Source organism: uncultured Cedecea sp. (assembly GCF_947498825.1).
GTDB lineage: Bacteria > Pseudomonadota > Gammaproteobacteria > Enterobacterales > Enterobacteriaceae > JGM124.
Window position 1 is genome coordinate 1 of sequence record NZ_CANMLV010000002.1, and the last position, 13,089, is coordinate 13,089.

Consider the following 13,089-nt stretch of genomic DNA (forward strand, 5'->3'; position numbering starts at 1 on the left):
CTAAAGGCGCCTTTTTGCTGTCTGCAATTCGGGCGGGGTTCGAACCTGCAGCAGGTTCGGGTGAAGCGCAGCGTAACTCCGTTCACTATCTTCACTATCTTCACTATCAACTTTCTCACGTCACTGCCGATAACGGACACAGATACAACTCACTCAGGAGTGACGATGACAACAATCAGTACAACGGTTAGCCTGGCAACTTCCTCCACTTCTTCATCGGGCGGAACGGATAATAGTCTGGCAGCAAAAATTAGCCGTCTCACCAGTCAAATTACCAAACTCACTCAGCAATTAAAGGATATTGCTGAGAGTCCAGGCACGACTGAAGAGAAAAAAACGCAGCAAGAGCTGATACAAACACAGATAAAGGTGCTGCAAGCGCAGCTGGCAGAACTACAACGCCAGCAAGCTGAACAAGCGACACAAAAAAATCAGTCTCAGTCAGTGCAGGAAATCGGTATTAACCATCCAACTAATGGTAATAAGGTTGATATCTATATCTGAGGGTAAAGAGAATCATCAAAGAGTGGATGACCCTGGCGAGCCTTGGTTAATAATTGAGCCTGGTGGTGAACCACTTCCCAGATAACCTCTGCTGCCCGGGAGAGTGAACGATTTCGACGGCGAACCAGCATAATTTTTCGCTCGACTGTCGGAATCAATCTCTTAACAACAAGTGACTGGCCTTTTGGCAAAGGCAAAGCGAGAGCCGGCAGAATACTGATACCAATTCCTGCTTCAACCATCGGGTAGAGTGTCGCAGGATGTCCTATCTGTTGCACAATCTGCGCTTCTATTCCTTGCTTACAGAGCACCTCATCGATTAAAGGGCGGCTACCGGAAGCATAGTCCTGTAGTACCAGCTTAGCCCCTTGTAATTGTTTCCATGCCACCTGAGGTATATCAGCCAGGGCGTCATCGCTACGGCAAAGTAAGAAAAAAGGTTCTGACAGGACTTCTTCGCAATGTAAATCACTCGCCTCTCCCGGATCGATAACAATCGCCAGGTCTACCTCTCCCTGACGAACACTTTCCAGTACCCACTGCTGGGGCCTGTCATAGAGTGTAAAATGAATGTCAGGATAATGTTGAGCCGCCATCGCAATCGACTGAGGCACCAGATGGGCAGAGATGGTCTGACTGGCCGCAACCCGCACCGTACCACTCAGCTGATGGCCGACACTACGCGCATCCAGTAAAGTGGTATTAAGCTCATCCAGCAATCGTTCAAGCTTTACAGCCAGTTGCTCACCGGCAGCAGTCAGAACCACTTCTCGTGTCGTTCTGTCGAGTAATTTTACACTCAAGGCCGTTTCCAGCTCTTTGACGCTGTGGCTGACTGCCGACTGGCTCAGGCCAATTGCAGCCCCTGCCTGACTAAAACCGCCTTTGCGCGCAACAGCAACAAAAATGCGTAACTGACGTAGCGAATAATTCATTTATAAAATTCATCAATCTATTAAATAAATCAATTTTATTTCTAAAACCATAAGGAACACAATAGGCCTCTTTCGGCGGAGAACTGGTTATGCAATTGTTTCGTGTTTTGGACCCTTTTACACTCATCCTCGTTTTGACAGTCTTACTGGCCTCTTTTCTTCCGGCAGTAGGGGATGTCTATGTATTCTTTGAGTGGCTGACAACCGCCGCAATTGCCCTGCTCTTTTTTATGCATGGTGCTAAATTATCACGTGAAGCCATTATTGCCGGTGGAGGACACTGGCGCTTACATTTATGGGTGATGTGCAGCACCTTTATTCTGTTTCCGGCATTAGGTGTACTATTAAACTGGTGGCAACCTTTTGCCATTAGCCAGAATATCTATGACGGTTTTCTCTACCTCTCCATTTTACCTGCGACCGTACAGTCAGCGATTGCCTTTACTTCTATTGCCGGGGGAAATGTCGCTGCTGCTGTCTGTTCTGCTTCAGCTTCCAGTGTATTAGGTATTTTCCTGTCACCCGTTTTGGTGGGTATCGTGATGCATGTACAAGGTGCGAGTGGCAGTTTTCATGATGTCGGCAGAATTATGCTTCAACTACTACTCCCCTTTGTTCTCGGGCATTTAATGCGCCCGTGGATCGGTAACTTTGTAGCAAAACACAAAAAAATGATCGGTAAAACGGATCAAACATCAATTCTTCTCGTGGTCTATACCGCTTTCAGTGAAGCAGTATCGCACGGTATCTGGAATAAAGTAGGAATCAGTTCATTACTGTTTATTGTGCTGATAAGCATGATACTGCTGGCTATTGTTATCGGGGTTAATATTGTTGCCGCCCGTCGACTGGGCTTTAACAAGGCCGATGAGATTACGATTGTCTTCTGTGGTTCTAAAAAGAGTCTGGCCAATGGTATTCCAATGGCCAATATTCTGTTTCCGGCGGCAACGGTCGGCATTATGGTACTGCCACTGATGATTTTCCATCAGATCCAGCTGATCGTCTGCGCCATCATGGCCAAACGCTACCATCGTCAGGCCTTGGCTGCCAAAGCCGCAACTGAGGCGGTTTCCCGTCAGAACTAACGACGTTGCAGGGGCTGGACGAGTCCTTCCAGCCCCTCTGTTTTTATCAGAAGAGTCAGCGCCATCAGTTCACCCAGCTCTCCGGCAGGAAAGCCATCTTTGCGGGCAAACCACAGTAGATACTCTTCAGGGAGTGCTATCAGCACTCTCCCTTTGTATTTACCAAATGGCATCGTGGTGTTAGCTATCGTTATCAGCTTCTCTTTATCAAGCATGTTCACTCAACAGGCGGATCATCTCCGCTTCATCAATGACTTTAATGCCCAGTTCTTGCGCTTTAGCAAGCTTAGAACCCGCAGCTTCACCTGCAATCACTAAGTCCGTTTTCTTAGACACGCTTCCCGCAACTTTAGCCCCGAGCGCAATCAGCCTGTCTTTGGCTTCATCTCTTGCCATCAGGCTTAATGACCCCGTCAGAACAACCGTTTTACCGGCAAAGGGGCTGTCTATCTCTTCAACGTTAATCACCACTGGCGCAGGCCAGTGAATGCCAGCTTTGTCGGTTAACTGACGAATCACCTCACGGTTACTTTCTTCAGCGAAGAAATTAAAAACGTGTGTTGCGACCACAATACCGACATCAGGTACCCTTTGTAACTGTTCGATATCAGCAGCCATCAATGCATCAAGGGTGCCAAAATGTGCTGCAAGTCCCGCAGCCGTTGCTTCACCGACTTCACGAATACCCAGCGCATATAAAAAGCGTGCAAAGGTGGTTTCTTTGGCTTTTTGTAGGGCATTCACCACGTTTTGCGCTGATTTAGGCCCCATCCGCTCAAGCCCGGTCAGTTTACCCGGAGTCAGCTCAAACAAATCAGCCGGCGTATGGACGTACTCTTTATCTACCAGTTGATCGATTATTTTATCGCCCATTCCGTCTACATCCAGCGCCCGACGGGAGACAAAATGCTTCAATGACTCTTTACGCTGTGCTCCGCAAATCAGGCCGCCTGTACAGCGGGCAATCGCCTCACCTTCAACTCGTTCAACATCAGAGCCGCATACCGGGCAATGTGTCGGGAAAATAATCTCTTGCGTATTCTCAGGGCGCTCAGACTCAACCACGCCCACCACCTGCGGAATAACATCTCCGGCCCGGCGAATCACCACTTTGTCACCGATACGCAGCCCAAGACGCTCTATCTCATCAGCATTATGCAGCGTGGCATTACTGACCAGAACACCTGCTACCTGAACAGGCTCAAGACGGGCTACTGGTGTTATTGCCCCTGTTCGGCCGACCTGAAACTCCACATCACGTACCTGGGTCATTTCTTCCTGGGCCGGAAACTTAAAGGCTACCGCCCAGCGGGGCGCACGAGCGACAAATCCCAGTGTTTCTTGTAGCGCCAGTGAATCCACTTTAATGACCACGCCATCAATATCAAAGCCCAGCGTCGGGCGATCTGCTTCGACCTGGTGATAAAAACTCAGCACTTCCTCGGGGCTATAACACAGACGGGTCCGGGAACTGACCGGAAGACCCCAGGTTTTAAATTGTTGTAAACGTTCATAATGACTGCCAGGAAGCATTCCCCCTTCCAGCAGACCTACGCCGTAACAGAAAAAGGTTAATGGCCGTTTAGCGGTAATGCGAGGATCAAGCTGACGCAATGAACCTGCTGCCGCATTACGTGGGTTAGCAAAAATTTTCCCCCCAGTGCGACGTGCTTCGTTATTTATTTTTTCAAAACCCGCCTGAGGCAAAAAAACTTCGCCGCGCACTTCGAGACGACGAGGAATATTTTCGCCGTGTAGCTTTAACGGAATAGCCCGGATAGTACGAACATTCGCGGTAATATTTTCGCCGGTCGTTCCGTCACCACGCGTGGCTGCACGGACGAGAATACCATCTTCATAAAGCAGACTTACCGCCAGACCATCCAGCTTTAGTTCGCAACAGAGCGTTACCGCCTCAGTACTTTTTAATCGGTCCTGGATACGCTTATTAAAGGCCTGGTAACTGGTTTCATCAAAGACGTTATCCAGCGACAGCATCGGAACTTCATGACGTATTTGTGTAAATTCACTTAATGGTGCGGCGCCCACGCGTTGAGTCGGCGAGTCAGGCGTCACAAGTTCAGGATGAAGGGACTCCAGATCGCGCAACTCACGGATTAAACGGTCATACTCAGCATCGGGGATCTCAGGGTTATCAAGAACATGATAGAGATACTCGTGATGACGAAGGGTCGCCCGCAGCTGAGCGAGTTGTTTTTCAATTGAGTCCATATCGCACCATCAAAGATAAAAAACCCCCGACATGCGGGGGTGATTGATTACAAACTGAACGGGGGAAGCATTGCTTCCCCTGATTGAGATAAGAGCGTAACAACAAACTGTTAGTTGTTTGCATCCATGACTTCACGTATCCGGTCTTGATACTCACGCATCTTCTGCGGGGTCATCATCCGACGTCCGTCATCTAATACTACCCCACCGACTTCATCAGCAATGTGCTGAGCGGATTGCAGCATCAGTTTAAAGTTTTGCTGCGGATCGCCGTACGAAGGGACTTGCATAAAAATGGTTACGCCCGGCGTTAAAAACTCGGTCATAAAATCAGGATCAAAGGAACCTGGTTTTACCATATTTGCCAGACTAAACAACACCGGACCACTGCCATCCGGGCTCAAGTGACGATGAAAAATATTCATTTCACCAAACTTGAATCCCGCCTGTTGGATGCTGCCTAGCAACATTTCGCCATTCAGCATATTGCCAGGATGGGCTGCCACATTCATCACCACGACAGTTTCTTTCTGTCGCGGTTTTTCTACTGGCGCCTCAACAGGTTCAGCCTCAACCACGGGTTCAGGTTCAGGTTCCGGCTGACGAATCTGTTCTGGCTGTGCGGCCACAACAGGTTCAGGCTGAACGGGTCTCACAGGTTCCGGACGTGGAGCAACAGGTTCAGCACGAGGAACAACCGGTTCAGCATAGACCTCAGGAACAGGTTCTGCTGGCGGTGTTGCCTGACGCGGCTGAGCCGATGCATAAGGCGGTTCATACTGATGCTGAGGCGATGCCTGTGAAGTCGCGTTCTGCTGTTGGCGTGAAGCCAATTCAGGTGCGGGAGCGGTACGATGAACACGTACCTCCCCAACACTGTCCTGTTCTTCATCGTCATCCTCGTCATCGTATTCGTCTTCATCACGTTTAGACTTCATACGTTTCAGTGGACGATCGCGAAAAATAGACGAACGTTCCTTACGGCTGGTCCACAGTCCATGGACCAACAATGCTATTATGGCTATCGCGCCAACAATGATTAATATCAGACGCAAATCCTGCATCGTTATATTCTCTGTTGTTCTAACACCTTGCCTACATGGCAAACATTTATACACTAAGAGTATTTGCCCATCTGCACAAGTGCAAGTGTGAGCGCGCTTTTCTCAACATAAAGATAGATCCAAGATGTTTTTCGCCTCTTTTTCGACCAAATCCTGATACATATCTTCTGTTAAGCTCGGTTATGATAGACCAGCTAGCCTATGTCATCGATAACGGAGTCTGTTTAAATCATGGTATTACCTTCTGACAACCATCAACGTAATGGCGTTCACTATTTTACACAAGGTTGCAAATTAGTACTCGAGCCAGGTATCAAACGCTTCGTTATTTTACCTTTATTGCTCAATATCCTGCTGATGGGGGGGGCATTCTGGTGGTTATTTACTCGCCTGAATGATTGGATCCCAGCCATCATGTCTTACGTCCCTGAATGGTTACAGTGGCTGAACTACTTAATCTGGCCGCTGGCCGTCATTTCAGTGCTTCTGGTATTTAGTTACCTTTTTTCGACCATAGCCAACTGGATTGCCGCCCCCTTCTGCGGATTGCTGGCAGAGCAGCTGGAAGCCCGATTAACCGGCGCAACGCCGCCCGATACGGGTATTACTGATGTACTAAAAGACACCCCCAGAATAATGAAACGCGAATGGCAAAAACTTCGTTGGTATCTGCCCCGTGCGCTGTTACTGCTGGTGCTATATTTTATTCCAGGTATTGGTCAAACCGTCGCCCCAATCTTGTGGTTTTTGTTTAGCGCCTGGATGCTGGCCATTCAATATTGTGATTATCCTTTTGATAACCATAAAGTTTCGTTCAATGATATGCGTGCTGCGCTGCGAACGAACAAAATGACTCAGCTGCAATTTGGCTCACTGATCAATATTTGCACTCTGGTTCCTGTCGTAAATCTGTTTATCATGCCCGTTGCGGTCTGTGGAGCAACGGCTATGTGGGTAGACTGTTATCGTAACCAGCACGCACAGTGGCGATAATTTATCCTTACCTGTAGGTACAAAGCTTCTACCGTCGATGAGTATAGATAACTATGTAAGTCGGCGGACTGGATGCAGACAACACCAGGTAACTTGAAGTGTGACGGGTAATACCCTAAATAATTCGAGTTACCTGTAGGCGCCAAGTTCAGCCCGTCGATGAGCATGGATAACTATGTGATTCGGCGGGCTGAACGCAGGCAACACCCAGGTAACTTGAAGTATGACGGGTATGTCCTTATTCCAACTTTCGAGGCCTTATTTCTCTTACACATATAGATATGCTATTTCCTTACTTCCGCATATTGTCTGAGCAGGTATGCTGAACCGGTATCTCAAATTTCGACTATTAAGGATGAGTAATGAGCAAAATTTATGAAGATAACTCCCTGACAATTGGTCATACACCTCTGGTTCGCCTGAACCGTATTGGCAATGGACGTATTCTGGCAAAAGTGGAGTCCCGTAACCCGAGCTTTAGCGTTAAATGCCGTATTGGCGCAAACATGATTTGGGATGCTGAAAAACGTGGCGTGCTTAAGCCTGGCGTAGAGCTGGTTGAGCCAACCAGTGGGAATACCGGTATTGCTCTGGCTTATGTCGCTGCTGCGCGCGGCTACAAGCTGACTCTGACGATGCCTGAAACCATGAGTATCGAACGCCGTAAGCTGCTCAAAGCGCTGGGGGCAAATTTGGTGTTAACTGAAGGTGCCAAAGGCATGAAAGGCGCGATTCAGAAAGCAGAAGAAATTGTTGCCAGCGATCCGGCAAAATATCTGCTGCTCCAGCAGTTCAGTAACCCTGCTAACCCAGAAATTCACGAAAAAACAACGGGCCCGGAGATCTGGGAAGATACCGATGGCGAAGTTGATGTCTTTATTGCCGGTGTCGGCACTGGCGGCACGCTGACAGGTGTCAGCCGTTATATCAAGAAAACCAAGGGCAAAGAAGCACTGATAAGCGTCGCAGTAGAGCCAACTGATTCTCCGGTTATCACTCAAGCCTTGGCGGGTGAAGAAATTAAGCCTGGTCCTCATAAAATTCAAGGTATTGGTGCTGGCTTTATCCCTGGCAACCTTGACCTTAAACTGATCGATAAAGTCGTGACCATTAGCAACGACGAAGCCATTTCCACTGCTCGTCGCCTGATGGAAGATGAAGGGATTCTGGCAGGAATTTCTTCTGGTGCCGCGGTAGCCGCAGCGCTTAAGCTTCAGGAAGATCCGGCATTTGCCGAAAAGAATATCGTAGTGATTCTGCCATCTTCAGGGGAGCGCTACCTGAGCACGGCGTTGTTTGCCGATCTTTTTACCGAAAAAGAGTTGCAACAATAATATTACAATCCTAAAAAAGCCTAAAAAAGCACCCGTCAGGGTGTTTTTTTGTGGCTTACATCAAACTTTTGCCCCACCCAGCATTGCGTCAACCTTTCATGTCTGGTATTTAACGAGCAATTATTTTGAAGCGCGAAATTATTCGTTCTGTAATAGATAACGGCTGAATCGATTTAACTTGTTTGCAAAAGAGATGTTTTCAGCGGCATTATAACGTTAATCAGCGCTGCTTAGAAAGAATCTGTTCATGGTATCGACAAATACCTGATGTCGCATTTTATGCGTAAGAACTTTTTAGGCTAAAGTTTACTGTTAGAGTAAAGCTAAACTTTAGTTCCATAACACTTAACCTATAAGTTGAGGAAAGCACATGTTCCAGCAAGAAGTTACCATCACTGCACCAAACGGTTTGCACACTCGCCCTGCGGCTCAGTTCGTTAAAGAAGCTAAAGGCTTCGCATCTGACATCTCTGTAACCTCCAACGGTAAAAGCGCAAGCGCTAAAAGCCTGTTCAAATTACAGACTCTGGGTCTGACCCAAGGTACCGTTGTGACCATCTCTGCTGAAGGCGAAGATGAGCAAAAAGCGGTAGAGCATTTAGTAAAACTGATGGCTGAACTCGAGTAAGTTCCAGGTTCTTCTTCAAAAAATCAGTCACAAGTAAGGTAGGGTTATGATTTCAGGCATTTTAGCATCCCCCGGTATCGCTTTCGGTAAAGCTCTTTTACTGAAAGAAGATGAAGTCGTTATCGATCGGAAGAAAATTTCTGCCGCTAACGTTGAACAGGAAGTTGAGCGTTTTTTGAGTGGTCGTGCAAAAGCATTCGCTCAATTAGAGGCCATCAAGATTAAAGCCGGTGAAACGTTTGGTGAAGAAAAGGAAGCTATCTTCGAAGGCCACATGATGTTGCTGGAAGACGAAGAGTTAGAGCAAGAAATCATAGCCCTGATTAAAGATAAGCTGGTCACCGCTGATGCGGCAGCCTATGAGATTATTGAAGGTCAGGCTACCGCTCTGGAAGAGCTGGACGACGAATATCTCAAAGAACGTGCAGCTGACGTTCGTGATATCGGTAAGCGTCTGCTACGTAATATTCTGGGCCTGGCGATTATTGATTTAGGCTCCATTCAGGATGAAGTTATCCTGGTAGCTAAAGATTTAACACCCTCTGAAACGGCTCAGTTAAATCTGGACAAAGTGCTTGGGTTTATCACCGATATCGGTGGTCGTACTTCCCATACTTCAATCATGGCCCGCTCTCTTGAGCTCCCTGCGATTGTCGGCACCGGTAATGTCACCCAGCAAGTTAAGACCGGTGATTATCTGATCCTTGATGCGGTTAACAATGAAATTCACGTTAATCCATCTGAAGAAACCATCCTCACTCTGAAAGAAGCTCAGCAGCAGTTAGCCAGTGAAAAAGCTGAACTTGCTAAGCTGAAAGACTTACCTGCTATTACGCTGGATGGTCATCAAGTAGAAGTTTGCGCCAACATTGGTACTGTTCGTGATGTCGAAGGTGCTGAGCGTAATGGTGCAGAAGGTGTCGGCCTGTACCGCACAGAATTCCTGTTTATGGACCGTGATTCCCTGCCAACTGAAGAAGAACAGTTCAACGCTTACAAAGCGGTGGCTGAAGCTTGTGGCTCTCAGGCAGTGATTATCCGTACCATGGACATCGGTGGCGATAAAGAGCTGCCTTATATGAATTTCCCGAAAGAAGAAAACCCATTCCTTGGCTGGCGTGCTATCCGTATCGCAATGGACCGTACAGAAATTTTACGTGACCAGGTACGTGCAATTCTTCGTGCATCTGCTTTCGGCAAATTACGTATTATGTTCCCGATGATCATTTCCGTTGAAGAAGTGCGTGCACTGAAAGCAGAAATTGAGATCATGAAGGGACAGCTACGTGAAGAAGGCAAAGCTTTTGACGAGGCAATTGAAGTCGGTGTGATGGTAGAAACCCCAGCCGCAGCCGTTATTGCCCCTCATTTAGCCAAAGAAGTCGACTTCTTCAGTATTGGCACGAACGATTTAACACAATACACTCTGGCAGTTGACCGTGGTAATGATATGATTTCACATCTTTACCAGCCAATGTCACCGTCCGTACTGATACTTATTAAACAAGTTATTGATGCTTCTCATGCAGAAGGCAAATGGACTGGTATGTGTGGTGAGCTTGCGGGCGATGAACGTGCTACACTTCTGTTGTTAGGGATGGGTCTGGATGAGTTCAGTATGAGCGCCATTTCTATTCCGCAGATTAAAAAAATTATTCGCAATACAAACTTCAAAGATGCGAAGGTGTTAGCAGAACAAGCTCTTGCTCAACCAACAACGGATGATTTGATGGCGTTGGTTAACAAGTTCATTGAAGAAAAAACTATCTGCTAATACAGAAAAATTACTGCTTAGGAGAGAAGGCTAATGGGGTTATTTAGTAAACTTTTCGGTGATAAAGGCAATAGCGATACCGGGACCATTGAGATCGTTGCTCCACTGTCTGGTGAAATCGTAAACATCGAAGATGTACCAGATGTTGTGTTTGCAGAAAAAATTGTTGGTGATGGCATAGCAATTAAACCATCTGGCAACAAAATGGTTGCTCCGGTTGATGGAACTATCGGTAAGATTTTCGAAACGAACCATGCTTTCTCTATCGAATCAGACAGCGGCATTGAGCTGTTTGTCCACTTCGGTATTGACACCGTTGAACTGAAAGGCGAAGGCTTCAAGCGTATCGCCGAAGAAGGTCAGCGTGTGAAGAAAGGTGACGTCGTTATCGAATTTGACTTGCAGTTACTTGAAGATAAAGCAAAATCAACTCTGACACCGGTTGTCATCTCTAATATGGATGAAATCAAAGAGTTAATTAAGCTGACTGGTAGCGTAACGGTAGGTGAAACTCCCGTTATTCGTATCAAAAAGTAATACCGTCCATTCTGACAAAAAGGCACCTTTCAGGTGCCTTTTTCTTTATCACTGTGGCGGAAGAACCAGTTCATCAAGCTTAAGGTTCTGAGTCCAGGAAATAGCAGCGAAAACGCGCTCCGCCGCTGCCGCTGCCGCTTTGGCAATCGGCATTCCTTTCAGTACATGGCTCATCAATTCAGCACAGAATAAATCCCCGGTTCCTTTCAGGCTCATAACCACTCGTTCATGGCTGATGGTATCCACTGACTCAGAAGTCACCGTCACGACAGAAATCGTCTCTGGAGAATCTCCCGGTGCACTGGTGATAACCACCCACTTAAGCGTCTCAGAAAGAAGACTTTTAGCGGCTGCGACGGCCTGCTCCAGGGTATCGCACGGCATGCCCGTCAGAATGCCTAACTCAAACAGATTAGGGGTAATACCATGGGCAACAGGCAACAGTGCCGAGCGATAGGCTTCGGGTATCCCCGCTTTTACATAGATGCCACTGTCGGTATCACCGATAACCGGATCCACCATAATCACAACATTGGGATGGTGCCGCTGAATAGTGTGCAACCATTGCGCCAGTAACGTAATTTGCTCCGCGCTCCCCATATATCCGGTCATGACCGCTTTGAGCTCTCGCAGGGCATCACGCTCTTCCAGCGCCTGCAAATACCCTTTGAACCAGTCTGCCGGAATGACCCCACCATAATAAGTATCATAGTGGGGTGTATTACTGAACAGCACCGTCGGTACCGCCATCGCATGCCAGCCATGGTGTTTTATCGCAGGCATGGCAATACTGTTCCCCACGCTGCCATAGATAACCTGGGACTGTACTGAGACGATGTCAGCCTGCAATGCCCGTTGCGTATTGCTAAACAGTATCGACTGGATGTCGTTATCCTGACTCATATTCCCTCACCTGGATCCTGAATAATTCAAGCTGCCTGTGGGCTCTGAATTCCTTCAGACGATGAACATAGACAAACGATGTCATTCGACTGAAGAAAATCCCCAGACAGCTTGAAGGATGACGGGTATAGATTAAATCCCCGCCCCCTGAACATAGCTTTCTTCACCAAATACGCCTGTTGATAAATAACGATCGCCGCGATCGCAGATAATTGCCACGACAACGGATCCAGGCTTGGCACGTGCAACACGAAGAGCACCAGCAACAGCCCCCCCGGAACTGACCCCGCAAAAGAGACCTTCCTCTGTTGCCAGGCGACGCATCGTTTGTTCCGCTTCAATTTGTGACATATCGATCACTTCATCAACTAAATCGGGCTGGTAAATTTTGGGTAACCACTCTTCAGGCCAACGTCGGATACCGGGAATACTACTCCCTTCTTCAGGTTGCAGACCAACAATCGTGACAGTTTTACTCTGCTCACGCATAAAACGCCCTACTCCGGTAATCGTCCCTGTCGTCCCCATACTGGAAACAAAATGGGTAATACGCCCCTCGGTCTGCTGCCAGATTTCAGGTCCGGTAGTCCGGTAGTGCGCCAGAGGATTATCAGGATTATTAAATTGATCAAGGATCACTCCTTCTCCTCGGTCAGCCATTTCCTGCGCCAGTTCACGGGCACCTTCCATTCCTTGTGCTTTGGTCACCAGAATCAGTTCTGCACCATACGCCTGCATCGCCGCTTTACGTTCCATGCTCATATTATCAGGCATCAGTAATTTTATTCGGTAGCCTTTTAGCGCTGCGATCATTGCCAGCGCAATACCGGTATTACCACTCGTCGCTTCAATAAGAACGTCGCCCGGTTTAATCTCGCCGCGTTTTTCAGCTTCAACAATCATTGACAGTGCCGCACGGTCTTTCACCGAACCTGCCGGATTATTGCCTTCCAGTTTGACCCAAATCTCACTGCCATTATTAAGCCCGGTGCGTTGCAGACGTACCAAGGGTGTATTGCCAATTGTATTTTCTAAAGTGACCACTACCACTCCCTGATGACATAAAAAAACGGCCACTCAGGCCGCTATTAGGTGTT

Annotated in this window: 14 protein-coding genes; 8 read left to right on the forward strand and 6 right to left on the reverse strand. The window is 47.7% G+C overall.

Features of this window, described 5'->3' with window-relative positions; genetic code table 11:
- Window positions 1-191, forward strand: a 191-nt coding sequence (locus Q1A40_RS03415; RefSeq protein ID WP_299997933.1) for a hypothetical protein, incomplete at its 5' end; no start/stop codon positions are given.
- Window positions 166-504, forward strand: coding sequence for a FlxA-like family protein (locus Q1A40_RS03420; RefSeq protein ID WP_299997935.1), 339 nt, complete (start codon window positions 166-168; stop codon window positions 502-504). The genes Q1A40_RS03415 and Q1A40_RS03420, both read left to right, overlap by 26 nt.
- Here the strand turns inward: Q1A40_RS03420 and Q1A40_RS03425 are convergent.
- Window positions 495-1,439 (reverse strand): LysR family transcriptional regulator, encoded by a 945-nt coding sequence (locus Q1A40_RS03425; RefSeq protein WP_299997938.1) that lies wholly within the window; start codon window positions 1,437-1,439, stop codon window positions 495-497. The genes Q1A40_RS03420 and Q1A40_RS03425 overlap by 10 nt on opposite strands.
- Before the next feature lie 89 nt (window positions 1,440-1,528).
- Between Q1A40_RS03425 and Q1A40_RS03430 the strand changes: the two genes are divergently transcribed.
- Complete coding sequence (locus tag Q1A40_RS03430; protein WP_299997941.1) at window positions 1,529-2,527, forward strand: bile acid:sodium symporter family protein; 999 nt, start codon at window positions 1,529-1,531, stop codon at window positions 2,525-2,527.
- Here the strand turns inward: Q1A40_RS03430 and Q1A40_RS03435 are convergent.
- From Q1A40_RS03435 to zipA, 3 genes are all read right to left on the reverse strand, one after another.
- Window positions 2,524-2,742 (reverse strand): DUF3820 family protein, encoded by a 219-nt coding sequence (locus Q1A40_RS03435; protein WP_259049449.1) that lies wholly within the window; start codon window positions 2,740-2,742, stop codon window positions 2,524-2,526. The two genes, Q1A40_RS03430 and Q1A40_RS03435, sit on opposite strands and share 4 nt — an antisense overlap.
- A complete protein-coding gene (gene ligA, locus Q1A40_RS03440; protein WP_299997948.1) occupies window positions 2,735-4,759 on the reverse strand; it encodes an NAD-dependent DNA ligase LigA in 2,025 nt (674 codons plus the stop codon). The genes Q1A40_RS03435 and ligA overlap by 8 nt, the downstream gene beginning before the upstream one ends.
- Before the next feature lie 110 nt (window positions 4,760-4,869).
- The gene (gene zipA, locus Q1A40_RS03445) at window positions 4,870-5,823 is read right to left on the reverse strand and encodes a cell division protein ZipA (RefSeq protein WP_299997951.1); all 954 of its coding nucleotides are present in this window, start codon (window positions 5,821-5,823) and stop codon (window positions 4,870-4,872) included.
- Window positions 5,824-6,054: 231 nt separating this feature from the next.
- On the opposite strand from zipA, the gene cysZ reads away from it, so the two are divergent.
- The 5 genes from cysZ (at window position 6,055) to crr (ending at window position 11,089) form a co-directional block, all read left to right on the forward strand.
- Entirely contained in the window at window positions 6,055-6,816 is a 762-nt protein-coding gene (gene cysZ / locus Q1A40_RS03450; RefSeq protein WP_299997954.1) for a sulfate transporter CysZ, read from the forward strand.
- Window positions 6,817-7,178: 362 nt separating this feature from the next.
- Window positions 7,179-8,150 (forward strand): cysteine synthase A, encoded by a 972-nt coding sequence (cysK, locus tag Q1A40_RS03455; protein WP_299997957.1) that lies wholly within the window; start codon window positions 7,179-7,181, stop codon window positions 8,148-8,150.
- A 370-nt stretch (window positions 8,151-8,520) separates the two neighbouring features.
- Window positions 8,521-8,778, forward strand: a complete 258-nt coding sequence (gene ptsH / locus Q1A40_RS03460; RefSeq protein ID WP_259049456.1) for a phosphocarrier protein Hpr — start codon at window positions 8,521-8,523, stop codon at window positions 8,776-8,778.
- A 46-nt stretch (window positions 8,779-8,824) separates the two neighbouring features.
- Window positions 8,825-10,552 carry a phosphoenolpyruvate-protein phosphotransferase PtsI gene (gene ptsI, locus Q1A40_RS03465; protein ID WP_299997962.1) on the forward strand — a complete coding sequence of 576 codons (1,728 nt, stop codon included), beginning with the start codon at window positions 8,825-8,827 and terminating at the stop codon, window positions 10,550-10,552.
- A gap of 33 nt (window positions 10,553-10,585) precedes the next feature.
- A complete protein-coding gene (crr, locus tag Q1A40_RS03470; RefSeq protein WP_299997964.1) occupies window positions 10,586-11,089 on the forward strand; it encodes a PTS glucose transporter subunit IIA in 504 nt (167 codons plus the stop codon).
- Between the two features lie 48 nt (window positions 11,090-11,137).
- Here crr and pdxK read toward each other — a convergent pair whose 3' ends face one another.
- Together pdxK and cysM are read right to left on the reverse strand one after the other, a co-directional pair.
- Window positions 11,138-11,992, reverse strand: a complete 855-nt coding sequence (gene pdxK, locus Q1A40_RS03475) for a pyridoxine/pyridoxal/pyridoxamine kinase (protein WP_299997967.1) — start codon at window positions 11,990-11,992, stop codon at window positions 11,138-11,140.
- A gap of 132 nt (window positions 11,993-12,124) precedes the next feature.
- A complete protein-coding gene (cysM, locus tag Q1A40_RS03480; RefSeq protein WP_299997970.1) occupies window positions 12,125-13,036 on the reverse strand; it encodes a cysteine synthase CysM in 912 nt (303 codons plus the stop codon).
- Window positions 13,037-13,089: the final 53 nt, after the last annotated feature.